The sequence below is a fragment of the Oceanispirochaeta sp. genome, from assembly GCF_027859075.1.
GTDB lineage: Bacteria > Spirochaetota > Spirochaetia > DSM-2461 > DSM-2461 > Oceanispirochaeta.
On record NZ_JAQIBL010000093.1, the window covers coordinates 1 to 26,431 of the forward strand.

29 protein-coding genes are annotated in these 26,431 nt (G+C 49.0%); 16 read left to right on the plus strand and 13 right to left on the minus strand.

The features are described 5' to 3' along the window. Positions 1 to 229: 229 nt before the first annotated feature. From PF479_RS04795 to PF479_RS04815, 5 genes are all read left to right on the plus strand, one after another. The gene (locus tag PF479_RS04795; RefSeq protein ID WP_298002851.1) at positions 230 to 1,303 is read left to right on the plus strand and encodes an N-acetylneuraminate synthase family protein; all 1,074 of its coding nucleotides are present in this window, start codon (positions 230 to 232) and stop codon (positions 1,301 to 1,303) included. 69 nt (positions 1,304 to 1,372) lie between these two features. Next, positions 1,373 to 3,274 (plus strand): hypothetical protein, encoded by a 1,902-nt coding sequence (locus PF479_RS04800; RefSeq protein WP_298002852.1) that lies wholly within the window; start codon positions 1,373 to 1,375, stop codon positions 3,272 to 3,274. A 5-nt stretch (positions 3,275 to 3,279) separates the two neighbouring features. Next, a complete protein-coding gene (locus PF479_RS04805) occupies positions 3,280 to 3,924 on the plus strand; it encodes an HAD-IA family hydrolase (protein ID WP_298002855.1) in 645 nt (214 codons plus the stop codon). Positions 3,925 to 3,936: 12 nt separating this feature from the next. Then, positions 3,937 to 4,866 carry an Hsp33 family molecular chaperone HslO gene (locus tag PF479_RS04810; RefSeq protein WP_298002859.1) on the plus strand — a complete coding sequence of 310 codons (930 nt, stop codon included), beginning with the start codon at positions 3,937 to 3,939 and terminating at the stop codon, positions 4,864 to 4,866. Between the two features lie 91 nt (positions 4,867 to 4,957). Continuing rightward, on the plus strand, positions 4,958 to 6,157 hold the full coding sequence (locus PF479_RS04815; protein ID WP_298002862.1) for a trypsin-like peptidase domain-containing protein: 1,200 nt from the start codon (positions 4,958 to 4,960) through the stop codon (positions 6,155 to 6,157). 11 nt (positions 6,158 to 6,168) lie between these two features. On the opposite strand, the gene PF479_RS04820 is transcribed toward PF479_RS04815, so the two are convergent. After that, a complete protein-coding gene (locus PF479_RS04820; protein WP_298002865.1) occupies positions 6,169 to 7,581 on the minus strand; it encodes a hypothetical protein in 1,413 nt (470 codons plus the stop codon). Positions 7,582 to 7,623: 42 nt separating this feature from the next. Between PF479_RS04820 and lipB the strand changes: the two genes are divergently transcribed. Both lipB and lipA read left to right on the plus strand, forming a co-directional pair. Then, on the plus strand, positions 7,624 to 8,277 hold the full coding sequence (gene lipB / locus PF479_RS04825; protein ID WP_298002867.1) for a lipoyl(octanoyl) transferase LipB: 654 nt from the start codon (positions 7,624 to 7,626) through the stop codon (positions 8,275 to 8,277). Further along, on the plus strand, positions 8,267 to 9,148 hold the full coding sequence (gene lipA / locus PF479_RS04830; protein WP_298002870.1) for a lipoyl synthase: 882 nt from the start codon (positions 8,267 to 8,269) through the stop codon (positions 9,146 to 9,148). The genes lipB and lipA overlap by 11 nt, the downstream gene beginning before the upstream one ends. A gap of 5 nt (positions 9,149 to 9,153) precedes the next feature. Here the strand turns inward: lipA and pspF are convergent, their stop codons facing one another. Beyond that, positions 9,154 to 10,188: a phage shock protein operon transcriptional activator gene (gene pspF, locus PF479_RS04835; RefSeq protein ID WP_298002873.1), complete on the minus strand. Its 1,035-nt coding sequence runs from the start codon at positions 10,186 to 10,188 to the stop codon at positions 9,154 to 9,156. 202 nt (positions 10,189 to 10,390) lie between these two features. Between pspF and pspA the strand changes: the two genes are divergently transcribed. Genes pspA through PF479_RS04850 form a run of 3 tightly spaced genes read left to right on the plus strand, consistent with a single transcriptional unit; the run spans position 10,391 to position 11,714 of the window. Then, complete coding sequence (gene pspA, locus PF479_RS04840; RefSeq protein ID WP_298002877.1) at positions 10,391 to 11,068, plus strand: phage shock protein PspA; 678 nt, start codon at positions 10,391 to 10,393, stop codon at positions 11,066 to 11,068. Between the two features lie 3 nt (positions 11,069 to 11,071). Continuing rightward, the gene (locus tag PF479_RS04845) at positions 11,072 to 11,299 is read left to right on the plus strand and encodes a hypothetical protein (protein ID WP_298002879.1); all 228 of its coding nucleotides are present in this window, start codon (positions 11,072 to 11,074) and stop codon (positions 11,297 to 11,299) included. A gap of 43 nt (positions 11,300 to 11,342) precedes the next feature. Beyond that, positions 11,343 to 11,714 carry a PspC domain-containing protein gene (locus PF479_RS04850; RefSeq protein ID WP_298002882.1) on the plus strand — a complete coding sequence of 124 codons (372 nt, stop codon included), beginning with the start codon at positions 11,343 to 11,345 and terminating at the stop codon, positions 11,712 to 11,714. Between the two features lie 66 nt (positions 11,715 to 11,780). On the opposite strand, the gene PF479_RS04855 is transcribed toward PF479_RS04850, so the two are convergent. The 3 genes from PF479_RS04855 to PF479_RS04865 all read right to left on the minus strand — a co-directional run bounded on the left by PF479_RS04855 (position 11,781) and on the right by PF479_RS04865 (position 13,047). Then, complete coding sequence (locus PF479_RS04855; RefSeq protein ID WP_298002885.1) at positions 11,781 to 12,557, minus strand: IclR family transcriptional regulator; 777 nt, start codon at positions 12,555 to 12,557, stop codon at positions 11,781 to 11,783. Between the two features lie 111 nt (positions 12,558 to 12,668). Next, on the minus strand, positions 12,669 to 12,839 hold the full coding sequence (locus tag PF479_RS04860) for a hypothetical protein (protein WP_298002888.1): 171 nt from the start codon (positions 12,837 to 12,839) through the stop codon (positions 12,669 to 12,671). A 79-nt stretch (positions 12,840 to 12,918) separates the two neighbouring features. After that, complete coding sequence (locus tag PF479_RS04865; RefSeq protein WP_298002891.1) at positions 12,919 to 13,047, minus strand: hypothetical protein; 129 nt, start codon at positions 13,045 to 13,047, stop codon at positions 12,919 to 12,921. A gap of 381 nt (positions 13,048 to 13,428) precedes the next feature. Between PF479_RS04865 and arfB the strand changes: the two genes are divergently transcribed. Beyond that, positions 13,429 to 13,869, plus strand: coding sequence for an alternative ribosome rescue aminoacyl-tRNA hydrolase ArfB (gene arfB / locus PF479_RS04870; protein ID WP_298002893.1), 441 nt, complete (start codon positions 13,429 to 13,431; stop codon positions 13,867 to 13,869). A gap of 31 nt (positions 13,870 to 13,900) precedes the next feature. On the opposite strand, the gene PF479_RS04875 is transcribed toward arfB, so the two are convergent. Then, on the minus strand, positions 13,901 to 14,383 hold the full coding sequence (locus tag PF479_RS04875) for a hypothetical protein (protein ID WP_298002896.1): 483 nt from the start codon (positions 14,381 to 14,383) through the stop codon (positions 13,901 to 13,903). 90 nt (positions 14,384 to 14,473) lie between these two features. After that, positions 14,474 to 15,217, minus strand: a complete 744-nt coding sequence (locus PF479_RS04880) for a metallophosphoesterase (protein WP_298002899.1) — start codon at positions 15,215 to 15,217, stop codon at positions 14,474 to 14,476. Between the two features lie 157 nt (positions 15,218 to 15,374). Here PF479_RS04880 and PF479_RS04885 point away from each other — a divergent pair, with 157 nt between their 5' ends. Continuing rightward, positions 15,375 to 16,187, plus strand: coding sequence for a ZIP family metal transporter (locus tag PF479_RS04885; RefSeq protein ID WP_298002902.1), 813 nt, complete (start codon positions 15,375 to 15,377; stop codon positions 16,185 to 16,187). Here PF479_RS04885 and PF479_RS04890 read toward each other — a convergent pair. Then, entirely contained in the window at positions 16,184 to 16,861 is a 678-nt protein-coding gene (locus PF479_RS04890; protein ID WP_298002905.1) for a pentapeptide repeat-containing protein, read from the minus strand. The genes PF479_RS04885 and PF479_RS04890 overlap by 4 nt on opposite strands. A 251-nt stretch (positions 16,862 to 17,112) precedes the next feature. Between PF479_RS04890 and PF479_RS04895 the strand changes: the two genes are divergently transcribed. Next, entirely contained in the window at positions 17,113 to 17,700 is a 588-nt protein-coding gene (locus PF479_RS04895) for an FKBP-type peptidyl-prolyl cis-trans isomerase (RefSeq protein WP_298002908.1), read from the plus strand. 98 nt (positions 17,701 to 17,798) lie between these two features. Here the strand turns inward: PF479_RS04895 and PF479_RS04900 are convergent, their stop codons facing one another. Then, on the minus strand, positions 17,799 to 18,059 hold the full coding sequence (locus PF479_RS04900) for a TM1266 family iron-only hydrogenase system putative regulator (protein WP_298002911.1): 261 nt from the start codon (positions 18,057 to 18,059) through the stop codon (positions 17,799 to 17,801). Continuing rightward, positions 18,059 to 19,903 carry a dihydroxy-acid dehydratase gene (gene ilvD / locus PF479_RS04905; RefSeq protein WP_298002913.1) on the minus strand — a complete coding sequence of 615 codons (1,845 nt, stop codon included), beginning with the start codon at positions 19,901 to 19,903 and terminating at the stop codon, positions 18,059 to 18,061. Before ilvD ends, PF479_RS04900 begins: the two co-directional genes overlap by 1 nt. A gap of 181 nt (positions 19,904 to 20,084) precedes the next feature. Here ilvD and PF479_RS04910 point away from each other — a divergent pair, with 181 nt between their 5' ends. Then, positions 20,085 to 20,564, plus strand: coding sequence for a methylglyoxal synthase (locus tag PF479_RS04910; RefSeq protein WP_298002916.1), 480 nt, complete (start codon positions 20,085 to 20,087; stop codon positions 20,562 to 20,564). Next, entirely contained in the window at positions 20,565 to 21,251 is a 687-nt protein-coding gene (locus PF479_RS04915; protein WP_298002919.1) for a Crp/Fnr family transcriptional regulator, read from the plus strand. It abuts the gene before it with no gap. Positions 21,252 to 21,323: 72 nt separating this feature from the next. On the opposite strand, the gene hcp is transcribed toward PF479_RS04915, so the two are convergent. Continuing rightward, entirely contained in the window at positions 21,324 to 22,964 is a 1,641-nt protein-coding gene (hcp, locus tag PF479_RS04920) for a hydroxylamine reductase (RefSeq protein WP_298002922.1), read from the minus strand. Between the two features lie 242 nt (positions 22,965 to 23,206). On the opposite strand from hcp, the gene PF479_RS04925 reads away from it, so the two are divergent. Continuing rightward, positions 23,207 to 24,043, plus strand: coding sequence for a histidinol-phosphatase (locus tag PF479_RS04925; protein WP_298002932.1), 837 nt, complete (start codon positions 23,207 to 23,209; stop codon positions 24,041 to 24,043). A 14-nt stretch (positions 24,044 to 24,057) separates the two neighbouring features. On the opposite strand, the gene purU is transcribed toward PF479_RS04925, so the two are convergent. Next, entirely contained in the window at positions 24,058 to 24,912 is an 855-nt protein-coding gene (gene purU, locus PF479_RS04930; RefSeq protein ID WP_298002934.1) for a formyltetrahydrofolate deformylase, read from the minus strand. Positions 24,913 to 25,002: 90 nt separating this feature from the next. Then, on the minus strand, positions 25,003 to 26,370 hold the full coding sequence (murD, locus tag PF479_RS04935) for a UDP-N-acetylmuramoyl-L-alanine--D-glutamate ligase (RefSeq protein WP_298002936.1): 1,368 nt from the start codon (positions 26,368 to 26,370) through the stop codon (positions 25,003 to 25,005). Positions 26,371 to 26,431: the final 61 nt, after the last annotated feature.

Below are 26,431 nucleotides of genomic sequence, written 5' to 3' on the forward strand. Positions count from 1 at the left end.
TTGAGGAGAATATAGAGCATATTTGACAATTGAGTGACGAAGAAGAGATGAAAAAGATCAAAAATAGAACAATAATGATTAAGTCCGACAGGCTGCTGGAGCCTCCCTGTCCTGGATAAAAGAAGGCAGGCCCCATGATGTACACCCTCATATTCCCGGATTTATCCGGGAATATCATATTTTCTCATGCAAATAACGACAGGAACGGAGAACCAGCGGGGAATCAAATTTGAAAATCATTGCTGAAATCGGAACGACCCACCGCGGCTCCCTTCAAAAGGCCGAGCGGCTGATCAGAGAAGCTTCCCTTAGCGGCGCGGATACCGCCAAGTTTCAGATTGTCATCGCTCATGAAATCCTGCATCCCCGCACAGGTTCTGTTCCCCTGCCGGGAGGTCCGACTCCCCTGTATGAGGTCTTTGAGTCGCTGGAACAGGAGCTGTCTTTTTATGAGGCACTCAAAGAGATGACCGAAGCAGAAGGCATGTCATTTCTGGCAACCCCCTTCGGGCTGGAAAGCGCGGCTCTTCTAAAATCCCTGAATCCCGATGCTGTCAAAATTGCTTCTCCCGAACTCAATTATACGGATCTTCTCAGGGAGATTTCCTCCTGGAAGATTCCCGTCATCCTGTCCTCCGGGGTCTGTGAATTAGAAGACATCCAGGAGGCGACGACGATCCTCGGAAAAGATGACCTGACCCTCCTGCATTGTGTGACCGCCTACCCGGCTCCTGTGGAAGACTACAACCTGTCTCTCCTCCCGGCCCTGCGGGAAGAACTGGCCCTGCCTCTGGGGGTTTCCGATCACTCTTTGAATCCCTCACTGGTTCCCTGTGTCGCCTACAGCTTCGGCGCTGTCATGGTGGAGAAACACTTTACTCTGTCCCGTGAGGAAGACGGGCTGGATGATCCCATCGCCCTTGAACCGGCAGATTTCAGGCTGATGGTGGATCGGCTCCGGGAACTGGAGAGTCTGAACGCTCCTTCTGAAGTCAAAAAGAGGCTGGAACAGTGGTTTTCATCCCATGATATCAAAGCCGTCAGCGGCTCGGGGATCAAGACCCTGGCCCCTTCTGAGAAAGAGAATTACGGCAGAACCAACCGGAGTGTTCATGCCCTGCTGGATCTAAAGGCCGGTACGATCCTGACCGAAGAGAACAGCTGTGTGGTCAGAACGGAAAAAGTGCTGACCCCGGGCATGCATCCCCGGTATTACAGGGGAATCCTGGGAATGCGTGTGAATCGAAACATCCCCTCAGGGGAAGGCATTCTGGAAACAGACATCGAGGCCTTTCAGTCTTGACCCTCTAGCCTCAAACGTTAAAATAACCGGAGCTCCCTGAGGGAGCCCCCGGTATTCAGGAGTCATATAATGTCAGTCATGATGGATAAAAATACAGGATTTTTACTGGGAGATCCCGAAAGGAAACCCTTTGACGGATTCGAAATCTCCCGGAAGGATCTGGACAAAGCCCTGTCAGAGATGATCCTCTCAGCCTCGGGGTGGAGAAAGGTCTTTGCCGCCGATGGTAATGAGGAGAGCCGGGGGGAGGAGTTGACCCCCCCCGACCGGCTTCTGGCTGCCGCCATGGCAGAGGCCTATACCGACTTTCTTCTGAGCAGAACCAGTTCCGTCCGCCCCGTTGTCGTCGTGGGACTGGATTCCCGGTTCACCGGACCGGCCCTGGCGGATGTGATGATCCGGGTCCTCCTGAGTCGTGGGATGGGGCTGCGCTATCTCTTTATCACAGCGGCTCCTGAATTGATGGGCTATACCCGGCAGTCTGAGGACTGCAGCGGTTTTATTTATATTTCGGCCAGTCATAATCCCATCGGACATAACGGCGTTAAATTCGGCCTGAACACCGGGGGGGTTCTCTCGGGAGAACAGGCGGGAGAGCTGATCGGAGCCTACAAAAATATTCTGGCTGACAGAACCGCACTGGATCTTCTGATGACCAGAGTTGACGGGGTTAATCCGGCAGATGTGGAAGACGTCTTTTCACAGGTTCCCCATTGGAAAAGCGAGGCCTACGCCGTCTATAAATCATTTACCCGTCAGGTGGTTAGCGGACTGGATGCCCCAGCGGAGCAGAACCGCTTTTTTGATATCCTGAAAGCGGGAATTGCCTCCTCTCCTCTCTCTGTCGTGGCAGAACTCAATGGAAGCGCCCGGACCCTGACGGTGGATTCTGAATTTCTGGGTGATCTGGGCATCAGGGTCAAGGTGGTGAATGGAACTCCCCGTCAGATAGTCCATAGAATCATCCCTGAGGGAGAGTCTCTGAACCAGTGCCGCAGGGTTCTGGAAGAAGAGGCCGTCTCTGATCCAGCCTTTCAACTGGGCTATGTGCCCGATAATGACGGAGATCGGGGGAACCTGGTGTATTGCAGCCGCCGGGACGGTGTGGCCCAAATCCTGGAAGCTCAGGAGGTCTTTGCCCTGTCCGTCCTTTCAGAGCTGGCATATTTATACTGGAATGAGAAGATGACCGAAAAGACAGGGGTCGTTGTAAACGGACCGACCTCAGGCCGGATAGAGGACATCTGTGAGGCCTTCGGCTGCACTGCCTTCCGGGCGGAAGTGGGTGAGGCCAATGTGGTCAATCTCGCTTCTGCGAAGCGGGATCAGGGCTGGCAGATCCGCATTCTGGGAGAGGGTTCCAACGGTGGCAATATTACCTGGCCCGCAGCGGTTCGAGATCCTCTGAACACCTTGGGCGCTCTTATCAAACTCCTTGTCCTCCGCAGCAGGAATGATAAACCTGGTCTCTTTGAAATCTGGTGTCACCTCTCCGGGCAGAGCGGCAGATACAAAGACGATTTTGATCTGAAGGATGTGATTGACTCCCTCCCTTCCTATGTGACTACCAGTGCCTTCGAAGACCGGGCGATTTTCAAGATCAATACCAGGAATCATGCCCTTCTGAAAAAGAACTACGAAGAGGTCTTTTTAAGAGAGTGGAATTTGAAGAAGGATGAACTTTTTCGGCGTTTCGCCATTGTCTCCTGGGAGGAATGGAACCAGGAGGGGACCTCTTCCCGCCAGGGAATGGGAGCCGAATTTCGAAGCGGCAGCCACAGCGGGGGGCTGACCATCCGCTTCCTGGGATCAGACGGGGGAGTCCTGGGGTATATCTGGATGAGGGGCAGCGGTACAGAACCTGTCTTCCGGGTCCTGGCCGACTGGAAAGGGGATCAGAGGGAGGCCGAAGAGTATCTGCTGGACTGGCACAAAAATATGATCGCTCAGGCAGACGGTGCCTGCGGGTGAATAGGATGAATATAAGAACACTGCTTTTTGATGTGGATAACACTCTCTACGATGCCCATTGCGGGGTCGAGGAAGAGATGAACAGGAGGATCAATATCCTCGTCTCAGATCGTCTGGGCATCAGCACCGAAGAAGCCATAGAGATGAGAAAGGTTTTTCTGCCTGAATATGGTACCACCCTCCGCTGGCTCCAGGTCTGTCACGGTCTGGAGGATGCAGAGGCCTATATGGAGCATGTTCATCCCGAGAATATCAAGGAATACCTCTGTGAAAATCCAGAGTTGAGAGAGATGCTTCAAAAGACAAGCTGCCGCCTGGAAATATTGACGAACGGACCCGAGTTCCATGCCCGCAGAGTCTTGAAAGCCCTGGGGATCAATGATCTTTTTCCCCATATGTATGCTTTGGAGTGGATGGGATTCCTGGGAAAACCCTATACTTCAGCCTACGAGAAGGTTCTTGCTCATATGGGCGAGTCGGCCGATACCGTTCTGTTTCTGGATGATAAGGAAGTGAACCTGGAGGCCTTTGCCCGGCTGGGCGGACACGGCATAATCGTCGGTCCTGATAAGGGATCAGGGAAATTTCCCTGGATTCGGGATATAGTCGATTTAGATAAGATACTTCCCGCCTGCTGCGGGATGACTTAAAGAGGTTGATTAATGATTAAAAAACCCATCCCCGGTGATACTAAAAAGTCCATGCTGAAGGCCCGCTCCCGTGACCGGCGCTACCACTTTGTCATGGCCGGAGGTGCCGTGAGAGGCGTCCTTATTCAGGGGAGCAGAATGCTCCGTGAAATGCAGCTGAACCATAATCTGGGTGTCCTTGAGAGTATTGTTCTCGGTCAGGCCTATCTCGGTACGGCTCTCATCGCTTCAGGGCTGAAAGAGGATGGGCTGATTCAGTTTAAGGTGGAGTGCGGAGGTCCTTTGAAGGGCCTCTCTGTAGAGGCCGATTCCCATGGTACGGTGAGAGGATTTCTGATGGAAAATCCGATTCCTCTGGAAAGAGTGCCCGAGACTCTGGATACGTCCTTGCTTTTCGGTCCTGGTTTTCTTTCGGTGACCCGCTACACGGGAGATCTGAATAAGGCCTTTACCGGGCAGGTTGAGCTTCGATCTGGCCGTCTGGCCGAAGATCTGGCCGCCTACTATGAAGAATCTGAACAGATACATACGGTCTTTAACCTCAGTGTCCATCTGGAAACCACCGGCGAGGTCTCCGGCGGTGCTGCCTTGTTCCTTCAGGCCATGCCCGGGGCAGATGAACATGTTCTGGACATGGTTCAGGATGCCATTCTGGAGATTCCCTCTTTGAGCCGCACATTCACGGCCGAAATGGATGTTCATGAATTTCTCGATACCTATCTGGCCGATTTTCAACCCGATCTTTTAGCGGATAAGCGGGTAGAATTCATGTGCGGATGCAGCAAGTCCAGATTTGAAAAATTCCTGGCCAATCTTTCACCTGCCGAACAGAAAGAAATTGTGGATAATGGTCCATTTCCAGTGATCACAACCTGCCATAATTGTAATACCTCTTATGATTTCAGCAGAAATGAATTGGAGTCTTTATTTAAACTGGGATAAATAATAGTACCATTCCGGCATGTCCATCTCTTATAATGAGTAGGGGATGGGCTCTTTTCTCATCAAATAGTCTGTTCCAGAGGATATTCTTATGAAAAACAGATTTTTCCAGCTCTCTTTGGTCCTTCTTTACCTTTGGTTCAGCCTAGGTTCATGCATATCCATGGATTCTCAGCTCAACAGGAGTGATGAAATCTCCTCAGCCTCCTGGAGTGATCCCGACATGGGAGCCGGTTATCAGGAGCCGCCGCTGCCTAAAATCAGGGAAGAGGGGTTGAATAACCAGGAAATAAACAGCATGCAGGTATACCGGGATAATATCCGGGCCATTGTCAATGTGACAACAGTCAATCTCTATCAATCCCGTTTTGCCGGTTCCTACTCTCAAGAGGGGAGTGGTTCTGGTGTCATCGTCTCGGACAAAGGGTATATTCTGACAAACAAACATGTCATCGCCGATGCCGATTTTGTGGTGGTGACTCTCTATGACGGCACAAATTATCAGGCCAGGACCATCGGGAGCGATGCCGAAAATGATCTGGCTGTTATTAAATTCGAACCTGTCGGAAGAACTCTGCAGACCATTATTGCGGGAAGCGCCAAAGACCTTCAGGTGGGGCAGCAGGTCCTGGCACTGGGAAATCCTTTCGGTCTGGAAGGAACTTTGACTCTGGGGGTTGTCTCGGGAATCAACAGACCGCTTCAATCAAAGGACGGATTCCTCCTCAAGGGGATGATACAGACCGATGCAGCCATCAATCCCGGTAATTCCGGGGGGGCTCTCCTCAATTCCAGGGGAGAGCTGATAGGCATCAATACTATGATTATCAGCCCCGGTGGAAACGGCAGCGTAGGGATAGGTTTTGCCATCCCTGTCGAGACGGCCCTGCGGGTGATACCTGAATTGATTGAAACAGGACGGGTCAACAGGGGGTGGATTGAGATAGAAGCCCTGTCCATGACAGCTAATCTGGCTCGGCAGCTGAGTCTTCCTTTTATCAAGCCCGGTATTCTGGTGACATCCGTACTTCCTGAGGGAAACGCGGAACAGGCTGGACTGAAGGGGGGAGACCAGCGTCGGAGTGTCGGCCTGGGCCTGAACAGTATCTCTGTGGGGGGGGATATCATCACCAGAATCAATGGGAAGGAAATCAATAATGTTTTGGATTATTTCAGCGTTCTGGAAAGTTCCCGTCCGGGAGATAAGTATGAAATCGAGTATTTAAGAGGGGGAATCATGGGGCTCACCACGATTGTTCTTTATGAAAGACCTCCCCAGTTTCAATTTTGAAAGCGGAATCCCTAATAAAACAGCTTTGTGGATAGCAGGATCTCATAGCGCTCTGAGAGAGGACCCGGCCCGAACAGATCGAATCCGAAGGTGAATCGAAGGTTTACCGACTTCACTTTCTCCGGAAAAAAGACCAGGTCGCTTCCCAGGCTCATTCGGATGTCTTTCTCCGGAACCAGCTCCCGATTGGAGGGATGGACCATCCCGAAATCCATAAACGGTTGAATCTGAGTCTCCATAACACCCTTCCAATTGAAGAGGCTGACGGGAAGAGTCTGATTCAGAAACAGGCCTCTGTCACCGGAGAGATTAAAATCGGGGATACCCCGCATATACTCTCCCAGGGCATACAGCTCTTCATTGTAGGCGGAGAAGGCTAGAATCCTGTTGTTGTAGGAGAAACGGGAATTGAAGATTGTAAACCATCTGTTAGAGAGAAATAGAGCCCCTTTCAAGCCCTGAGTGGGGACTATCCGGCTCTGCAACTCGGCTTCCCAATTATTTCCCGTCTGAAAATTACCCTTCCAGTCGACCTGATTCCGGCCCCCTTTCTGGTAAATTCCATAGGATTGAGGCTCCCTTTTCAAAGGAGTGCTTCTTGTCTCCATTTTGTCCTTGTAGTTGTAGGTGAACTCAAAGGCCGGAGCCACTTCGTAAAAATAGTCATCTCCCAGGTCAAAGGTTCCTGCCAGGAAAAAATCCGACTTGTTAAAGGTGTAGAAATCGATTATTTCGGTGCCATTTTTTTCAATAATTCTGGCATAGGCCTGACGCCAGAAAAAAGTATAGGAAATACCATTGAAGTAAATATTGGAAAAACCCGTCTCAAGGTTCCAGTAATTGATTTCTAGGCCGGAGTCTACGAAATTCTGCTGAACACCGAATTCTCCATCAATATTGAATTCAACCAGAGACCCCATCACATTGGCATAGTTGATTTTCCACTTGAGAGCCAGGTTGTCATTGGTGTCAAAGGTGGGGACGATCAGTGGAAAAAAGGTCCACCCGTCTTTGACCCTGATCTTCAGAATGTAGGGGATTACACCGTTTTCGGTCTGTTTCAGGGGAACCAGTTCCGTTTCAACGCGTTCAAAGACCCTCAGGTTCAGAAGATCCTGGCCCCTCCTTTCGGCATAGGCATTCATAGAGGCATAGTCGGGAAAGATGAGATCCCCGGGCATATCGAGAAATCTCTCAAGGGCAGATTCCCTGGTTTTCCCTTCGATTTCATAGTGGCTTTGTGCAATGGTATAGACCCCGGGGCCTTCCTGTGAAAACAGTATTCCCGCTGCGAACATCAGGATAGGGAGGATCAGTATTTTTGCACAGTTTCTTTCCATGGAAAGATAGTACAGGAGGGGGTGACACATGGTAAAGGTGCCGCTCCATTCATCAGGCAATCCCTGAAGGGGGAATCCTGCCATCCGGGGGTTCTCTTCATCACCTTCTCCCGATAGAATAAAGACATGAAATTGACAGTATATGTACCCGGACAGCTGTCCTATGAGGAAGCTCTTGACTGGCAGTACGATCTGGTTGATAAACGGCGGGAAGGAGTCATCACGGATACTCTTATCCTGCTGGAACACCCTCCGGTATTGACCACCGGGCGGCGGGAGCAAGAGCATAATATTCTGATAGATGCATCCTCACAGGATATCCCCGTCATCAAGACCAACCGGGGAGGTGAGGTGACCTATCATGGCCCGGGGCAGCTTGTAGGATACCTCATTGTAGACCTTTCATCCTTTTCCCGCCGGGTTAAACAGTTTGTATTCAACCTGGAGGACGTCTTTGTCCGCTTTCTTGACAGAGAGTACGGTATTCAGGCACAGCGCTATGATAAACACCGGGGGGTCTGGGTGGGGGATGATAAAATCACAGCCATCGGGCTGGCTATCGAGAGAGAAATCACAATGCATGGCTTTGCCTTCAATATCAATACGAATCTGGATCATTTCAAGTGGATTGTTCCATGCGGCATTCAGGACAAGGGAGTCACATCCCTGGAAAAAATAACGGGCAAGACACAGGATATGGATCGGATCATACCGGAAATTGCCGGGATCTACAAAGATGTATTCGGATACGATTCCATGGAGATGATTTATGGACGCTGAGAACACCGGGGATAAGGTCCTTCGGAAACCGGACTGGCTGAAAATTCCCATCCGCCGGGGAAATAATCTGGCCTACGTGGAAGACCTTTTAAAGGATTCCACTCTGAATACGGTCTGTAAAGAAGCCAACTGTCCCAACCGGATGGAGTGTTACAGCAACAAAACAGCGACCTTTATGATCCTGGGCAGTGTTTGTACCAGGGGGTGCTGCTTCTGCAATGTAGAGGGAGGAATCCCTCAATGTGTGGATCCCGAAGAGCCCCGGAAACTGGCTGAAGCGGTGAAGGCCCTGGGCCTTAAATTTGCAGTGGTCACTTCTGTGACAAGAGATGATCTTGAAGATGGTGGAGCCTCTCATTTTGCCCTTGTCATCCAGGCCGTTCATGCTCTCGAGCCTGCTGTGGGTATTGAGGTTCTTATTCCCGACTTTCAGGGTAATAAGGCGGCTCTGGGAATTGTTGTTGCTGCCGGACCGGAGATCCTGAATCACAATGTGGAAACCGTACCTTCCCTGTATGCACAGGTCCGCCCCGAGGCCGATTACCGTCAGTCTCTGGAGCTTCTGGGACGTGTCAAAAAAATGGATTCCCGTATTTATACAAAGTCCGGACTCATGCTGGGTTTGGGAGAGACGGAAGATGAAGTCCTGAGTGTTCTGGAGGATCTCCGAAAGTCAGAGGTCGATTTTCTGACCATGGGACAGTACCTGGCTCCCTCCAAAAAACATCTGAGTGTCAAAAAATATATAAGTCCCGAGACTTTTGACCGTTACCGGGAAAAAGCCCTGCTTATGGGGTTTAAAGGAGCTGCCTGTGCCCCCTTTGTCCGCAGTTCCTACAATGCATCGCTTATGCTGGACGCCGTGAAATAAGAAGATCAGTATTCTTCCTGGTCTTCCCGGTCCAGGAAGGATTGGTATTTTTTATATAAGCCCCTAAACTGATCATAGGTCAGCCCCAGGGCATGGGCGGCCTTTTTCTGGCTGAAACGGTTCTCTTCCAGAGCCCGGCGGATAAACCTTAATTCCACCTCCAGGATATGATCTCTGTATTCAATCAGAGGTATTTCCTTTTCATCCGGGGTATCAGAGATTCCAGGTGCGTCTTCTTCTTCGTCCCTGTTCAGGGTCTGGTAGGGGTTGTTGAAGGGATTCAGATTCATCTCTTCAATCAAACCCCCTTCCGTCTTATAGACCGCCCTTTCCACTGCATTTTTCAACTCCCTGATATTCCCGGGCCAGGAATAATCCCTCATCTTCTCTATCAGCTTTGCAGAAAATTCGGGGATTTCGGGCTTTCCCATTTCCCGGGCCATTCTCATGGCAAAATGCCCCGCCAGCAGGGCGATATCGGTGCTGCGGTAGCGCAGGGGCGGAAGGTAGAGTACCTCAAAAGAGAGGCGGTCCAGAAGGTCTTTCTTGAATTTCCCTTCCCGGCAGAGAGCAGGCAGATCGGCATTGGTTGCCCCGATGATTCTGACATCAACCTCCAGCTCTGTAGAACTCCCCACCCGGCTGAATCGGCCGTATTCCACTGTCCGGAGGATCTTTTCCTGGACCTCTATGGGGACAAGACCAATTTCATCGAGAAAGAGAGTTCCCCCATGGGCCTCTTCAAATCGCCCTTTCCGCATCTTTCCTGCTCCGGTAAAGGAGCCTGATTCATGACCGAAGAGTTCCGACTCTATGAGAGACGGGGGAAGGGCGGCGCAGTTGACGGGGATATAGGGATACTTCCAGCGGCTGGAGAGGAAATGCAGACGCGAGGCTGCCAGCTCCTTCCCGGTGCCTCTCTCTCCCACAAGGAGAACCGGTCTGTCCACCCGGGCGGCAAGGCTTAGATTTTGCTGAAAGTCCATGAATTCTGCCGATTCCCCCAGGGCATCGGCAGAAGGATTGGTTTCAATGCTCATTGGTCTATTGTACTGATAAATGGTTAAAAATACCAATAAAAAATTCATTCCTTGAAAATAGGAGAGTGATAAGCCGCATAAGACCCTGTCTTTCGGTGAATGGGAAGTTGGCACAAATATTGCGATAGTATAAGTGAAACATTACTATTGTTTATCTTCCCTTTGGGAATCGAAGCCGGGAAGAGAGACACAGGAGGAAATGATGAGTATTTTTTCTAGATTCAGAGATATTGTAAACTCTAACATCAATGACATTCTGGACAAAGTGGAGGATCCTGAAAAAATGATCCGTCTGATGATTCAGGAAATGGAAGATACCCTGGTGGAGCTGAAGTCATCCTGCGCCGGCAAAATGGCTTCCAGAGCCGAGATCAACAGGGAAAAGGATTATCTTGAAAAGACCCTGGAACGCTGGGATGGCAGAGCCCGTCTTGCCCTTGAAAAGAACAGGGAAGACCTGGCTCGGGAAGCTCTTCTGGAAAAGAAGAACAGCCAGAATCAGATTGATCTGATGAACAAAGATCTGGAGCACTTTGCCAAGCTTATTGACGAGTGTAAATCCAATATTCTACAATTGGAACAGAAACTGGAAGAGGTTCGTCAGAAGAATAAAATTCTGATTCAGAGAGGCCGCCATGCCGCCGAAACAAAGCAGGCCCGAACGGTCATGAAACAGGCCGATGGAAGTCATGCCTTTCAAAGATTCAATGAGCTTGAAAAGAAGGTTGAAATGATGGAAGCGGAAGCTGAAATGTCCTCTTATGGATTATCCGGTGGTCAGAACAGCTCCATCGAACACGAATTTGATAAACTGGAGTCAGAGACCGAGATTGACGAGGAGCTGGCTGCCTTGAAGAAGTCCATGAAGGGAAAAGAGTAGATTATGCAAGCAGTCTGGATCGTCGCTATCGCCGTGGGAATCCCGGTTTTAAGCGGTACAATTACCCGCATTACAAAACTATACTACGCAAACAGAGATAAAGAGCGGGAAATCAGCCGCGGCGCCGAATCAGAATCATTGGAAGATATTCAGGCTGGAATAAAAGAACTGAAGAGGAGGGTGGGGAATCTTGAAACCATCCTCCTGGATCAGGAAAATCGAACACAATAACGCTTTTTTAAGAAGAGCGGTTTGAGTATAAGAGGAGATCGAAATGATGGCTTATACAGCACAAAAACTGTACCGTTCCCGGAGAGGTAAAATCTTCGGTATTTGTCAGGGAATTGCCGACTGGCGGGATCTGCCTGTGGAATACATCCGTATTTTTATGATTCTGGCCTTTCTGTTCACCGGATTCTTTCCGGTGGGAATTCTATACTTTCTGGCAGCTCTGATTCTTCCTATGGAACCGGAAGGGTTCAAATCCGCCAGTTCCTTCAGGCAGGAGGAATTCAGCCGGAAAGACCAGTATGAAAATGTCCGCCGTGAATATAGTGATTTGAAAGATCGTGTCAGGAATATGGAAGGCAGAGTCTTTGACAAGGAACGGGACTGGGACGAAAGGTTTAAGAAAGAGAAGAAATAAGTCCTTTCAATTGGAATACCGGCTGATCTGATCACAGATTGCCGGTTCTTTTTGCCCCCCGGGCTTTCAGCTTTTCAGGTATCCCAGATTATCGGAAATTTTCCCGGCCCCTTCTTTTACTTTCAAGGCCAGCTTTTTCATTTTTTCTTTTGTCATCCTCAATGACGGTCCAGAAATACTGAGGGCACCACAGATGACTCCCTTGTTGTCAAAAATAGGGGCTGCAACGCAACGAACACCGGGTTCATTTTCCTCCAGGTCAAAGGCCCATCCATTTTTTCTGATCTCAATCAGTCTTACTTCCAGTTCTTCAGGAGTGGTGACAGAATATTCTGTTCGAGCTGTCCAGTCGGCGTGTTCCAGCATGCGCTCTTTTTCATCATGGCCCATATTTGCCAGGATCACTTTCCCAACACCCGTGCAGACTACCGGAGCAAATCGCCCTTGAGCAGAACCCATGGCTACCCTGAGTGCCAGGGGGGATTCTATTTTATCAAGATAGAATACCTGATGGTTTTCCATGGAAGCAAGGTGTATTGTCTCCTTCGAGTATTCGGCCAGTTCTTCCATGACAGGAAGTGAAGCCTTGTGGATATCCAGGCGGTTCAGTGCTTGTACACCAACCTGGAAAAGCTTCAGTGTGAGTGAATATTTCTCATTGTTTCTGTTCTGGCTGACATAACCGAGACCAGAGAGTGTATTCAGGAATCGGTAGACCGTACTCTTATTCCCGTCCACTGCGGCGGCCAGTTCGGTCACACCCACCTCTTCCTGGGCAGAGAGGGTTTCCAGCAACTTCATCGTTTTTAATACGGATAATACAGGCTCGGCGGTTTTCATCATAAGGGTATTTTACATTGATGCTTTCCCGTTTGTATATATTAATTGAAATAGAATAAAACTTTGTTTCAAAAAGGCGTCCCTTCTCTATTCAATGAAGGGACGCCTTTATTCTTATTTATTGATATTTCTGAAGGTCAGAAGCATAAGCAATCTGTAAAAGTGCTTCTTGATTTCCTTTCCAGTTCTACAGGCCTTCAGTTTCCGGCTTATTTCCATATTCTTTTCCATTTCAAGCCGGCCTTCGTGGAACAGTATTTCAAAGTCGTGAAGATTTTCGTACATTCTCTTTCTCCCTGACAGATTCCCGGTAGAATCTTGTCATATTACTCAGGGTTAGAAATTGAAAGCAGGGGTTCACCGTTTAGATTCTTTCATTCACCGGCTCCCTACTTTGTCCATTTTCTTTTATGCAGATCTGTCGCCCTTCGGCGGGTGCAGTATCCATCAGATAGCTAGCTGATGTGTTCATTTCTCTCATTTCAATATTCATTAATTTACCTCCTGTTATTATGTCTGATTCAAGGACAATTCGCCTTTTCCCTAGAATCACACAGGTCAAAAAAAACCCCCCGGAATGGTTCCGGGGGGTTGTTACTTCATGATTCTTTAAAACCAAAGTTGGAATTCCCGGAAATAGTACAAATAAATAGTGACAGTAAATTTTCTGTCAGAAGCTGATAAACAGGGTCGGTATGTTGTCATATTTCCTTCCTCCATGGTTGGTTTTTAATAGTTTTATCATAGTGATGCATAATGAACAAGTGTTTTCTGCAAAAAAGTGAATTTATGCTTGCGTCTAACGGGATGACCCCCTGCTGATCTCTTCGAATGGACAGGAAGCTGTTCACTCCACTTGATCCAAATGAGTTCTATGGATAACCTTGACTCTATCATGAATCGTACAGATCTGATCACACTTATACAGAAGAAGGGGCAATTCTCATTTTCCCGTTCCGGAGGTCCCGGGGGGCAGAATGTCAACAAGGTCAATACAAAGGTCCTTTTGACTGTTGCTCTGGATGAATTGGCGGGATTGGATGAATCTGAGCTATTGATGATCAGGGAAAAACTCAGCTCCCGGTTGAACAGCAGCGGGGAACTCTTTATTCAGCTCCAGGAGGAACGTTCCCAGTTGATGAACAGGGAACGAGCCGTAGAAAAAATGGCTGATCTTATCCTGGAATCGCTGATAGTACAAAAAAAAAGAAGAAAAACAAGGCCTTCGAGAGGGGCCAGGCAGAAGAGGCTGGATGGAAAGAAGATACAGGGGAACAAGAAAAAAAACAGGGGCAGCATCTCAATTGATGATTGAGTTCTCCCCCTGTCTTCTTTTAGAAATGATTCTACTCGGGATTCTTTTCCATAAGCTGGTCTTTGAGGTGATTGAAGGATTCGCCGTTGGCTTCAATGGAAACGATGTCCTCTCCCTCAGACTTTAAGACAAGAGTCTTGACGTTTCCGCCCAGGAGGCTCACATCCAGGTCCAGATTTCCCGCATTATCCACCTCTATTTTACCGCTCATTTCTTTGAATCCAAAAATGATTTCTTCATCAACCTCGGTTTCCATCATCTCCGACATGGAATTTGAAAAGTCCTGTACCGGGAATTTTTCAAATTCAATCTTTGCATAACCGGTTTCCATATTCATATCCATGGTTACATTAGCCGGAGTCTCTCCGAACATGGAGGACATAAAAACAAGTCCGAACACAGACAGCACAGCCACAGTGGCCTCGTAAACCTCTTCATCACTGGGTGATGCGGCAAAAAGAGCCGAAGGTAACAGTATGGACAGCATGAGAACTGTCAGTATGATTTTTTTCATTTTGTATTTTCTCCCGGGGATTCGTATTGGAATTGTCTCATAGAAATTGTATGGCAATTTAAGTATTAAATCCATATAGGGGAATAAAAATTATGGAAGGTAATGGCAGCCTGTATGGATCAGCTTTTGTTTCTCTATGGAAATATCTCTCCAACCGGGGTGGTGGTCCTTGATGACATAATCTTCGGCTGCCGGATCAAGAGAGCCCAGGGTCGGCGGTGTCACATACACGGTCAATGGGGGTGAACCCAGGCGGATTTCCTTTTCGATATGATAATGCCCGCAAAAAAGGATGAGAGAGCGCCCGGTGTCACGGATTGTTTTCTGGAACAGTTCCGGGGTCTTATAGGGGTATTTTGTATCCATGACTCTGACGCCGCAGCTGCAGGGCGGGTGGTGCTGAAACAAAAACAGCTGATCATCCTGAATTTCTATTTCCCTCTTCAACCAGAGGATCTGCTTCATTGTCAACCTTTCCGAGGAGCTGTCCAGGAACAGGAGGGATTGTCCCTTCATGGCCACGGCTCCGGTGGTGATAACCTTGGCGGGAAGGTCTTTCAGGTTGAACACTTCCTGCATCATAAACACATTGTCATGATTCCCGGGAGTCAGGATATAGGGGATCTCTGTCGATTCCAGGATCTCTCTGAGCCATGTGTAGATAGATTTACAGCCTTGGGGGTAGCAGACATCCCCGGTATGAATGATTAAATCAACATCCTGCGATCTGATGTCTTCCAGTGTTCGTAAAAATCGATCCCTGTTCTCTATTCCGTCCGGAAACTGATCTTCTTCAGAAATATGTGTATCCGTAATATGAGCGATTTTCAGCATGAATATTTCCTTGTCTTTGGTCAATGACGACTGATCTCTCGTAGATTACACCAGAGATCTCTTTTCATCAATCAAGATTTTTTTATTTAAAATGGTCTATATATTGCAGGGATTTCATTAATAAACAATATTATAACTATGACCAGGAGGTTTTTGAATGATTGAATGGATAGCCGGATATTCACCGGTTCAACAGGCTTTAATTGGAACACTATTCACATATGCTGTCACAGCCCTGGGGGCCAGCATGGTGTTTTTCTTTAAGGTCATAAGCAAAAAAGTACTGGATGGTATGCTGGGATTTGCTGCGGGGGTTATGATTGCCGCCAGCTTCTGGTCTCTACTGGCACCTTCCATCGATATGTCGGAGCAGATGGGTTTGATTCCCTGGGTTCCTCCGGTTCTCGGTTTTCTTGCCGGGGGTGTCTTTTTAAGACTCGTCGACAAGATCCTGCCTCACCTTCACTTGAACGCTCCTATGACTGAGGTTGAAGGTGTAAAAACAAGCTGGCATAAGAGTATTCTCCTGACCCTTGCCATCACACTGCATAATATTCCTGAAGGTCTGGCCGTGGGTGTCGCCTTTGGTGCCGTGGCTGCAGGGATTCCCTCCGCTTCTCTCGCCGGGGCTGTGGCTTTGGCTTTAGGAATCGGGATTCAGAATTTCCCCGAAGGGGCGGCCGTTTCCATTCCTCTCAGACGGGAGGGATTGTCCAGAACTAAGTCATTCCTGTATGGGCAGGCATCAGGGGTTGTGGAACCGATTGCGGGAGTGTTGGGAGCTCTGCTTGTTCTTGTCATGCAGCCAGTCCTTCCCTATGCTCTTTCTTTTGCGGCAGGAGCCATGATTTTTGTTGTGGTTGAAGAGGCTATCCCCGAGTCTCAAAGCTCGGGGAATACTGATATTGCCACCATGGGAGCGATGATCGGATTTGCCGTTATGATGACCCTGGATGTCGCCCTGGGTTAGTCATCATCATCCCAGCTGCTGAGTTTTTGTTTGATACCCAGGCGGCGGAGTCTCTTTTTTTGTACTTCTTCTTCCTGGGCCTTTTCTTTCTTGAGACGCAGGTCTTTCCTCTGCTGCTCTTCCTCTTTGGCTTTCATCCAGGGAGGAGCATTGGTATCATCGGTTTTGGAAACAATTTTAATTTTCCCTGGCATTTTCGTATTGCTGATGATTGTTTTTGCCAGGTCTTCAGGCTTGACCTTGGCTCCCGTTAAGGAGGCATCAGTCATATCCGTACCCCTCAGGTCGCTGTCTGTCAGGTTGACCCGTTCCAGTTTGGCTCTGCTGAGATTCGTATTGATCAGTGATGCAAGGGAGAGATCGGCATCATTCAGATTGGCTCCTCTGAGATCAGCTCTGCTGAGGTCGGCCTTTGAAAGCTGAGCATGCTCGAGCTTGGCAAATCGAAGGTCTGTTTCAACCAGATTAGCGCCTGTCAAATTGGCTCTTGTAAGATTAATCTCTTTCAATTCCAGTCCGGAAAGGTTAATTCCTTTCAGATTTGCCTTGAACAGGGGGCCGTTACTCAAATTGAATTTATTCCAAATGATAATATTCTCTTCTTCCAGAGCTCTCTTAATCATTTTAAGTTGACGTTCGTTACCAAAAAAATCAGGTTGTTCACCAAGTATCATAGGGGTCCTTCTCTCTCATATATGTGCGGATTCAAAGGGCTTATTCTTAAAATCAACGGCTGATTGTATAGGAAGTAAGAGGGGAAAAGCAACGTCTTATCCTCCTTAAACAGTATTATTCGGGAAAAACTGCGGGAAAGGACTCAAAACTGTTTTTATCATTAGGATTATTCTATAGTATTGAATCACAAGTAAATTACTGGGGGGGACCCGGGGTTCCGGGCCGTTTCAAAAAGATAAGGAAGAAAATAATGAGTGAAGTACAGAACAGTATCACTGCCGATTTTGTATTAAAAAGACAGGACGGTACCCTGATCGATAGTTCCGAGCATAGTGGAGCCATGAATTTTATTGAGGGCCTGAATATGATGGTTCCCGGTATCGAGAAAGCCTTGAAAGGTCTGGAAGAGGGGACCCAGTTTGATATCACCCTGGACCCTGCCGATATGTACGGCCTCAGAGAAGAGTCCAAAGTCATGGAAGTTTCTGCCAGCGATTTTCATGGTGCTGCCTCGGAACTGGAAGTCGGTACGATCATAGAAGCCCACACTGCTGAAGGGAAACAGCTGATGACTGTGAAAACCATCGAAGGGGACAAGATCCTCCTTGATGCCAATCACCCCCTGGCGGGAGAAAGCCTGCAGTTCAGTGGTACTCTCCAGAATGTCCGTCCGGCAACAGAAGAAGAACTCTCTGCCCTGTCCAAAGGCGGCTGCGGTTGCGGTGGTCATGGCGAGGGGTGTGGTGGTCATGGCGAAGGCCACGGAGACGGTGAAGGTTGCGGCTGCGATAGCAAGAGTGAAGGCCAGGATGGTGGCTGCGGCTGCGGCAATCATTAAGCTTCATAAATTACCTGCTCAACGGTCTGACATGGGGTATTTATGCTCCTGCCCAGGCACATGTGACAGGAACTATTGTTAAGTATAATTAAGGGCGCTCAAGTCTGAGCTCTCTTTGTCAGGCCGGATTTTACGGAGACTCCCGGAATCCGGCCCAGCTTTCCTGTCAGAGCACCCAGTTCATCCGTCGTGGACTGAACAATCAGGGTGATGACGGCAATCTTGTTCTCTTCCAGATGGGGGAGACCCATCCTTCCCAGAATAGTCTCAGAGTATTCTGATAATACCTTTTGTACCAGCAGGGCGTGATCCTCTTTATTTTCGATGGTAATCCCCACAAATCCATAACGCTTATCCATTACTCTTCGCCGGGAAGAATTCGTATGGCGCCCTTGTCGGCGGATGAAGCCAGGAGGGCATAGGCTTTCAGTGCCTGACTGACCACTCGGCCCCGTCCGACGGGAGTAAATGCCCTACTTCCTTTGGCTTCTTCTTCCCCGCGGCGTTTTGCCATGTCTTCATCGGATATAAGAAGGTTGATTTTTCTTTCGGGGATATCAATTTCAATCAAATCTCCATTGTGGATAAGAGCAATCTCTCCTCCCGCAGCTGCTTCGGGAGACACATGACCGATGGAGAGTCCTGAAGTTCCTCCCGAAAACCGTCCGTCTGTGATCAGAGCACACTCCTTACCCAGGTGCATGGACTTGAGGTAGGAGGTGGGATAGAGCATTTCCTGCATTCCCGGACCCCCCTTGGGACCTTCATAGCGGATAACGACAACATCTCCCGCCACAATCTCTGCGTCCAGAATAGCTTCACAGGCGGCATCCTGAGAATAAAAGACTTTTGCAGGACCCGTGAATTTGAATACAGATGGATCCACACCAGCGGTTTTCACAATACTGCCGTTCCGGGCAATATTGCCCTTCAGGACACCCAGACCTCCGTCTTTGGTATAACAGTTCTCCCCGTTCCGGATGCATCCGCCCGCCCTGTCTGTATCCAGGTCTTTGTAATAGTTCTCCTGGCCGCCCATGACCAGGCATTTCTTTCTTCCCGGAGCGGATGTGTAAAACTTTTTGACTTCATCAGATGTATCGGGAGACATGATATCATAAGTCCGGAGTACCTCTTTGAGGCTGGAGCCGGCCACATGGCCCGACTCTGTCTGGAGAAGCCCCAGGCGGCCCAGTTCTCCCAGAATCCCCATGATCCCTCCCGCCCGGTGTACATCTTCAATATGGTATTTGGGGGAGTTGGGGGAGACCTTGCTCAAACAGGGGACCTTTTTTGACAGATCATTGATATCATCCATTGTGAATTCTATTCCCGCAGACCGGGCGATAGCCAGAATATGGAGGACCGTATTGGTGGAACCGCCCATGGCTATGTCCAGGCTCATGGCATTCTTATAGGCATCCAGGGAGGCAATGGAACGGGGAAGAACTGAATCATCTCTGTCCTGGTAGTAGGCGTATGTATTTTTAACAAGAATAGATGCCGCTTTTTTGAAGAGGCCCAGGCGGTTGGTATGGGTCGCCAGCATGGTGCCGTTTCCAGGGAGCCCCAGCCCCAGAGCTTCCACCAGGCAGTTCTTGGAGTTGGCCGTAAACATACCCGAGCAGGAACCGCAGGTCGGACAGGCAAGCTGTTCCACTATGGAAACAACTTCATCAGACACGGATGTATCCGCACCCATCACCATGGAATCTATCAGGTCCAGACCCTTGCCGTCAGACATGCGCCCGGCTTCCATGGGGCCTCCGGATACAAAAATAGCAGGTATATTCAGCCTCATGGCGGCCATAAGCATCCCAGGAGTGATCTTGTCACAGTTGGATATGCAGATCATAGCATCGACCTTGTGGGCATTGCACATGTATTCAACACTGTCGGCTATGACTTCTCTTGAGGGCAGGGAATAGAGCATTCCGTCATGGCCCATAGCAATTCCATCATCGATAGCTATCGTATTGAACTCGGCGGCAAAGCAGCCCTGCTCTTCGATATAGCCCTTCACTTTTTGTCCGATATCGTGGAGGTGGGTGTGGCCGGGGACAAACTGGGTAAAAGAGTTGACGACGGCGATAACCGGTTTATCCATCTGCTCTTCTGTCATCCCGTTCGCTCTCCAGAGGCTTCTGGCTCCCGCCATGCGGCGTCCGTCTTTTGTTTCTGAACTTCTCCATGCTCCGGCCATATATATACTCCTGTGTCTGTTAATTTAACCTTTCTTTGACTGATCAGTATAAACCTATCGCCGGTGAAATCAAGGCGAGGTCTGGTGAAAAATAGAGGATGGGTTGTTGCAATAACTGCAATATTTATTATTCTATGGAATCAATGACCTACTATGGTTAAACTGGTTACTAGAGATGAAAATGAAGGATACAGTATTGAAAAAGAAAACCATCGCACTTGTGGCTCACGATAACAGAAAAGAAGACCTCATCGAATGGGTGGAATGGAACTACGAGATTCTGATTGATCATAAATTGATCTGTACAGGGACTACAGGGAAACTGGTTGAAAAGGCGATCAGGAAAAAGCTTGCCTTTGAAGCTGAGCATGATCTGAACATTATCAAGTTGAAGTCGGGTCCTCTGGGAGGGGACCTGCAGCTGGGTGCCCTGATCTGCACTGGTGAGGTAGACCTGATCATCTTCCTCTGGGATCCTATGCAGCCCCAGCCTCATGACGTGGATGTCAAAGCCCTGTTGCGCATTTCTGTCCTCTACAATCTTCCCATTGCCAATAACAGGGCCACTGCGGATTATCTGATCTCCTCTCCCTTGTTTGACGGTGATGAGTACGAGCCTGTTTTAAAAGACTACTCTACCTATATTAACAGGATGGGCTGAATGACCCAGCAGGATCTGATAGCCCTGTCAGAAGTTTCTTTGTTCAATAATGTGGATATTCTGGATCTGGAACACTTCTTTAAGGACTTTTCTGTCCAGACTCAGACCTATGATGATGCACAATTGATTGCTCAGCAGGGAGAGCTGTACATTGAGCTGATCTTCATTCTTCATGGAAAAGCGGCAGCTTCCATGACGGCTCCCAATGGGAAAGTGGTCCGTCTTGAAACATTGCAGGGTCCCTGTGCCGCCGCGTCGGCGGTGCTTTTTTCCAGCCAGAAGGCCCTTCCTGTGACCCTTCATTCCATCCAATCTTCCCAGATTCTTCGAATTCCGGAAGACACCATAGTGACGCTGATGCAGAGCTTCCCCGCTTTCCTGCGGGCTTACCTCCGGGAGAATGGGGACAAACTTCTTTTTCTGGCTGAAAAAATCAGACTGTTTCAGTTCAAGTCACTGAAACAGAAGCTCATAGGTCACTTCCTGATGCTTGCGGCGAGACAGGAGCGGGATGAGATAGAAATGGTTTATTCCCGGGAAGACCTGTCTCAGTTGATGGGGGTCGCCCGGCCCAGTCTAAGCCGGGAGTTTTCAAATTTGGTGAATGCCGGTCTGATTGAAGCCAAGGGGAAGAAGGTCCGTTTCATCAATAAAGCGGGTTTGATGAAAATGCTGCAGGAGGAATAAAAAAACGGCTCCTTCTTCCCGTCTCTGAGAACAGAGACTCTAAAGGAGCCGTTTCCTTAGATTTCTGAGTGATCAGGCACCCATAAACAGTTTGATATCGTCTTCCACTTCACCAATTCCGGCAATGCCGAAGTTTTCAATGAGAACATGGGCCACATTGGGGCTGAGGAATGCAGGGAGGGTTGGTCCCAGGTGGATGTCTTTGACACCCAGAGATAAGAGGGCGAGGAGAACGATAACAGCCTTCTGCTCATACCAGGCAATGTTGTAGCTGATAGGCAGGTCGTTGATGTCGTTCAGTTCGAATACTTCTTTCAGTTTAAGTGCGGTGACAGCCAGGGAGTAGGAGTCATTGCATTGACCCGCATCCAGAACCCGGGGGATTCCGCCAATATCGCCAAGGGGCAGTTTGTTATAGCGGTATTTGGCGCAACCAGCCGTCAGGATAACAGTGTCATCAGGAAGCTCTTTGGCGAACTCGCTGTAGTAGTCTCTGCCTTTCATTCTTCCATCACATCCGGCCATAACAAAGAAGCGTTTGATCGCACCGGATTTTACCGCAGCCACAACTTTATCTGCCAGAGCCAGGACCTGGGCGTGGGCAAATCCGCCGATAATGCTTCCGGTTTCAATTTCTACGGGGGGAGCACATTTTTTGGCTGCCTCGATGACCGCAGAAAAATCCTTGTCTCCATTGTCCAGTTTTGCACTGAGGATCTTCACTCCGGGATATCCGGCGGCTCCCGTGGTGTACATTCTGTCGATGTAACTGGCTTTGGGAGGGGTGATACAGTTGGTCGTCATCAGGATGGGACCATTGAAGGAGGCGAACTCTTTGTCCTGTTTCCACCAGGCGTTTCCATAGTTTCCAACAAAGTGGCTGTATTTTTTAAAGGAGGGGTAGTAGTTGGCAGGAAGCATTTCGCTGTGTGTATAGACATCTACTCCCGTACCTTCTGTCTGTTTTAACAGGCTTTCCATGTCCCTCAGGTCATGTCCTGATATAAGGATTCCGGGATTGCTGCCTGTACCGATATTCACCTCTGTAATTTCAGGGTTGCCGTAGCTTTCTGTATTGGCTTTATCCAGGAGTGCCATGACTGAAACTCCCTTGGCTCCGGTTTCCAGAGTCAGAGCAACCAGATCATCGACAGACAGTGAGTCATCAAGGGTAGATAAAAGGGCCTTGTACATAAATTGAAGGACTGATTCGTCCTGCTCTGCCAGATGGTCCGCGTGGTAGGCATAGGCGGCCATTCCTTTCAGGCCGATGATGATGAGTTCCCTCAGGGAACGGATATCTTCGTTTTTGGTCAGCATGACACCGACTTTTTCGCCCTTTTCCTGCATTTTCGCAGAATCCAGTATAGTAAAAGTAGACGCATCATGGAGCTTCGAGGGAACAAGACTGCCCAGTTCACCCTTGAGTTTATCTCTGATGGCCAGGCTTTCGATGATGGTTGCTACAAAGACATCATTATCAAAGTTGGCATTGGTGATGGTCATGAACAAGCCGCGCATGATCGCCTGGTCTGCCTCGGGGAGTGGTTTCCCCTGCATTCTGGCGGGGCCTGCCACCTGGGCTATTCCTTTCAGGGTGTAGATCAGTAGATCCTGAAGTGCTGCTGTTTCGGGTTCTTTACCGCACACACCTCTTATCTCACATCCCGTACCCTTGGCCGCTTCCTGACATTGAAAACAAAACATACTCATACATAAACTCCTTGATTCCCTGATCCTCAGTGGATCCCAGGGGAATCTATATTTCCTGTTGATAAAGCAAGTATAGGCAGGCATTATAAAGCATGCGGTAACAGATGTTACATAAAACGGTAAATAGGTAATAAAATACCGAATTATATGGAATCATCCAAAGAACATTGATGAACAGGATGTCATAATAATTCTAACTCATCCCTCTGGTACAATCAAAATATAAAAATTAAGATGAAACCATGAAAACCACCTACCATACTCACTGTGATTTCTGTGACGGCATTGCCGATCCCGAGACTGTCGTCAAAACAGCCATTGAAAAGGGGATGGACGTACTGGGATTTTCCTCACATTCTCCTCTGGAAGGGGAAGACTGGACTCTCTCCGCATCGGATGTGAGTGTCTATGTAGGGAAGATCAAAGAGCTTCAGAAAAAATATAAGGATCAGATCCTCGTTATGGTGGGGATGGAGCGGGATTTTATTGCCTCCGAGCCTTGCTGGACCCCCGGCCGCTGGGAAGATCAGCCTCTGGACTATGTGATTGGTTCGGTTCACATGGTGTACTCTGAAAAATTGGACCGCCTTATGTCGGTGGACAATCGGGTAGAGCTGCTTCTGAAGCTGATTGACAAGGGGTATGACGGGAATGCCCGGAAAATGGTGGAAGATTACTATGATACACTCTTGCTGATGATCCAGAGGGAGCAGTTTGATTTTCTGGGGCATCTGGATGTGGTGAAGAAAAGAAACAAGGCTCTCAGTTTTTTCAATGAAGAGGATCACTGGTATCAGAAAAAGGTCAAATCTGTTCTGGAGCTTCTCAGAAAAAAAGAAATCCCCCTGGAGATCAATACGGGAGGGATCTTCAGAGGGGCGACGGATAGCCTTTACCCGTCACAACCTATTCTGAGGGAGTCATTCAAAAAGAATATTCCCATTGTGATCAGCAGCGATTCCCATGATCCCCAGCATCTGGACAGCGGGTTTGATCTGGCCCGGGAAGCCGCTCTGGATGCTGGATATAGGGAACAGTTGATCCTGGACCTGGATGGCTGGAGGAGTATTCCCCTTTAATGACCAGATGAAAATCAGTCAAAAACGATGGTTTTGTTGCCAAATACCAGAATCTTATGCTCCAGATGGAGTCTGACCCCTCGGGAGAGCACACTCTTTTCCAGATTTCGTCCCTTCTCGACAAGATCACTCACATTGTCCCTGTGATTCACCCGGGCTACGTCCTGGGCGATGATGGGTCCCTGATCCAGATCTTCGGTCACATAGTGACTGGTGGCTCCGATGATTTTTACTCCTCTGGAAAAGGCCTGATGATAGGGTTTCGCCCCCACAAAGGCCGGCAGGAAGGAGTGGTGTATGTTGATGATTTTGCGGGGGAAGGCATCGATGAAGGTTCCCGATAGAATCTGCATATAACGGGCCAGGACAACCAGGTCAATCTTCTCTTTCTTGAGGAGAGCTATTTCCTGCTGTTCCACCTCTTTCTTTGTCTCTTTGGTTACGGGAAAGCAGTGAAAGGGAATCTTGAAATATTCGGCTATGGGCCGGCAGTCTTCATGATTAGAGAGGATCATCTTAATCTCTCCATTATGCTCGCCTGCCCTGTTTTTGAGGATGAGCTCATACAGGCAGTGGTCGTATTTTGAGACCAGGATGGCCATTTTTGCTCTTTCTGTTGAAAACTCAAGACGCCAGTCCATCGCGAACTTGAGGGCGATCGGTTCAAAGGCAGGCTCAATCTTCCCGGAGGGAATGGCGAAATCACTCAGATCCCACTCTACCCTCATAAAAAACATCCCTGACTCATCATAATGCTGGTCGCAATTCAGGATGTTTCCCTCATACATGGTTATAAAATGAGTTATCTCTGCAACAATTCCCTTTCTGTCTTCACAGGAAAGGAATAGTATGGCTGACTGGTTTTTCATGGTTTTCTCCCAAAACAGGCTTAAAAGATCAGATCGATCCGAGGGGATATTATAGTGAGGATCAAGGATTTTGAACAGCTCTGCTCCGGGTCATGATGAAGGCAGGGCGGCGGCCAGTTCTCTGAACAGATTTCCTCTGTGAAATTCATTGATAAACATGCCGAAGGATGTGGCCCCCGGGGAGAGGAGGACTACTTCTCCGGCTCTGGCCCTGCTGCTGGCCAGGGCGAAGGCTTCTTCCAGAGACGAAAAAGGCCCCCAGTAGGTTTTACCGGATTCCTGAAGGATGGATATTATCTTGGTAGAGGCCGTTCCTTCAAGAAGGTAGATGTCTTGAACCGAGGATAGGACGGGAGCAATCTCTCTGTAATCCAGTTCCTTGTCAGTTCCGCCGCATATCAGGTGCAGAGGGCTGTCAAAGCTTTGGATTCCTGCGGCCATGGCTTCGGGAATCGTGGAGGTCGTATCGTTGTAATAGTGAATGTCCTGATGCCGGGCTACCAGTTCCAGCCGGTGAGGAATCCCGGGGTAGTCTTCCAGCCGGGAGCGGATAAGAGAGGCTTTTTCCCCGAAGAGTCTGGCCACTCCCGCGGCAATGAGGCAGTTCTGCCTGAAATAGAATCCCGGTGTTTTTAACAGAGGCGGCAGCAGAGATTCTTCTTTCCCCTCAAAGTGAAAGAGCCCTTCATTGTCCTGCATGTAGAGTTCTGATTCTCCCTTTTGGGTGGAACCGTAGAACCAGCTGCGGGCTTTGCAGTCTGAGGCAAAGGACCGGCCTCTCTCATCAGCGAGAAACAGGGCATGCTGCCCCCTGGTCTGCCCCTGGTAGATGACCCTCTTGTCATCCACATAATCTTCGAAGGAATTATACATATTCTGGTGATCATTCATGATGTTGGTCAGCACAGAAATCTCCGGATGGAGGAGGTCTCTTCCCTTCAGATCACCCAGCTGCCAGGAGGATAATTCCAGGATGACAGGGTCCTCCTTTTGAAGCTCCTTGAGAAAACTCAGGGGGCTGACGGTGATATTCCCCCCCAGTCGGCAACCCGGATACCGGGCCTTCAAGATATGATGCAGCGCAGAGACCACCGTGGATTTACCCTTGCTCCCCGTGACAGCCAGAATTGGATTGGAGCAGAGGCTCAGAAAGAGGGACAGGTCGGTCTCCACTCTTCCGGAGGCGGCCAGGAAGGGAGACGAGGCGGGAACAGCCGGATTTTTGATCACCAGGTCGGCCTTTTCGAAGTCTTCCATCCGATGCTCATTTAGAACATACCGGATATCCAGATCCTTCAGGCTGTCAATGGTGGGTGCCAGAATGGCGGCGGATCTGAGGTCTGTGGCGGTGACCCGGGCTCCTTGTTCCGCCAGGAATCGTACCGATGCAACGCCGCCGCCGTTCAGTCCCAGCCCCATAACCGTGACATTCATATTCTTAAAATCCTGTGGCTCCATTTCTGTGCTCCTGCTGTGATTCTCTGCATATAATGGTATAATGGGCATAGTACCAGAATAA

Excerpts from the sequence above, each read along its gene's own strand:
- PF479_RS04900 (WP_298002911.1), bottom strand. The coding sequence starts at position 18,059 with ATGGATAAGCGTTATGGATTTGTGGGGATTACCATCGAAAATAAAGAG.
- PF479_RS04875 (WP_298002896.1), bottom strand. The coding sequence starts at position 14,383 with ATGAAAAAAATCATACTGACAGTTCTCATGCTGTCCATACTGTTACCT.
- PF479_RS04895 (WP_298002908.1), top strand. The coding sequence starts at position 17,113 with ATGAGTGAAGTACAGAACAGTATCACTGCCGATTTTGTATTAAAAAGA.
- PF479_RS04810 (WP_298002859.1), top strand. The coding sequence starts at position 3,937 with ATGATTAAAAAACCCATCCCCGGTGATACTAAAAAGTCCATGCTGAAG.
- PF479_RS04815 (WP_298002862.1), top strand. The coding sequence starts at position 4,958 with ATGAAAAACAGATTTTTCCAGCTCTCTTTGGTCCTTCTTTACCTTTGG.
- lipA (WP_298002870.1), top strand. The coding sequence starts at position 8,267 with ATGGACGCTGAGAACACCGGGGATAAGGTCCTTCGGAAACCGGACTGG.
- arfB (WP_298002893.1), top strand. The coding sequence starts at position 13,429 with ATGGATAACCTTGACTCTATCATGAATCGTACAGATCTGATCACACTT.
- PF479_RS04915 (WP_298002919.1), top strand. The coding sequence starts at position 20,565 with ATGACCCAGCAGGATCTGATAGCCCTGTCAGAAGTTTCTTTGTTCAAT.
- PF479_RS04890 (WP_298002905.1), bottom strand. The coding sequence starts at position 16,861 with ATGATACTTGGTGAACAACCTGATTTTTTTGGTAACGAACGTCAACTT.
- lipB (WP_298002867.1), top strand. The coding sequence starts at position 7,624 with ATGAAATTGACAGTATATGTACCCGGACAGCTGTCCTATGAGGAAGCT.
- PF479_RS04820 (WP_298002865.1), bottom strand. The coding sequence starts at position 7,581 with ATGGCAGGATTCCCCCTTCAGGGATTGCCTGATGAATGGAGCGGCACC.
- pspA (WP_298002877.1), top strand. The coding sequence starts at position 10,391 with ATGAGTATTTTTTCTAGATTCAGAGATATTGTAAACTCTAACATCAAT.
- PF479_RS04910 (WP_298002916.1), top strand. The coding sequence starts at position 20,085 with ATGAAGGATACAGTATTGAAAAAGAAAACCATCGCACTTGTGGCTCAC.
- ilvD (WP_298002913.1), bottom strand. The coding sequence starts at position 19,903 with ATGGCCGGAGCATGGAGAAGTTCAGAAACAAAAGACGGACGCCGCATG.
- pspF (WP_298002873.1), bottom strand. The coding sequence starts at position 10,188 with ATGAGCATTGAAACCAATCCTTCTGCCGATGCCCTGGGGGAATCGGCA.
- PF479_RS04880 (WP_298002899.1), bottom strand. The coding sequence starts at position 15,217 with ATGCTGAAAATCGCTCATATTACGGATACACATATTTCTGAAGAAGAT.
- PF479_RS04925 (WP_298002932.1), top strand. The coding sequence starts at position 23,207 with ATGAAAACCACCTACCATACTCACTGTGATTTCTGTGACGGCATTGCC.
- PF479_RS04845 (WP_298002879.1), top strand. The coding sequence starts at position 11,072 with ATGCAAGCAGTCTGGATCGTCGCTATCGCCGTGGGAATCCCGGTTTTA.
- PF479_RS04865 (WP_298002891.1), bottom strand. The coding sequence starts at position 13,047 with ATGAATATTGAAATGAGAGAAATGAACACATCAGCTAGCTATCTGATG.
- hcp (WP_298002922.1), bottom strand. The coding sequence starts at position 22,964 with ATGAGTATGTTTTGTTTTCAATGTCAGGAAGCGGCCAAGGGTACGGGA.
- purU (WP_298002934.1), bottom strand. The coding sequence starts at position 24,912 with ATGAAAAACCAGTCAGCCATACTATTCCTTTCCTGTGAAGACAGAAAG.
- PF479_RS04885 (WP_298002902.1), top strand. The coding sequence starts at position 15,375 with ATGATTGAATGGATAGCCGGATATTCACCGGTTCAACAGGCTTTAATT.
- PF479_RS04850 (WP_298002882.1), top strand. The coding sequence starts at position 11,343 with ATGATGGCTTATACAGCACAAAAACTGTACCGTTCCCGGAGAGGTAAA.
- PF479_RS04800 (WP_298002852.1), top strand. The coding sequence starts at position 1,373 with ATGTCAGTCATGATGGATAAAAATACAGGATTTTTACTGGGAGATCCC.
- PF479_RS04855 (WP_298002885.1), bottom strand. The coding sequence starts at position 12,557 with ATGATGAAAACCGCCGAGCCTGTATTATCCGTATTAAAAACGATGAAG.
- PF479_RS04860 (WP_298002888.1), bottom strand. The coding sequence starts at position 12,839 with ATGTACGAAAATCTTCACGACTTTGAAATACTGTTCCACGAAGGCCGG.
- PF479_RS04805 (WP_298002855.1), top strand. The coding sequence starts at position 3,280 with ATGAATATAAGAACACTGCTTTTTGATGTGGATAACACTCTCTACGAT.
- murD (WP_298002936.1), bottom strand. The coding sequence starts at position 26,370 with ATGGAGCCACAGGATTTTAAGAATATGAATGTCACGGTTATGGGGCTG.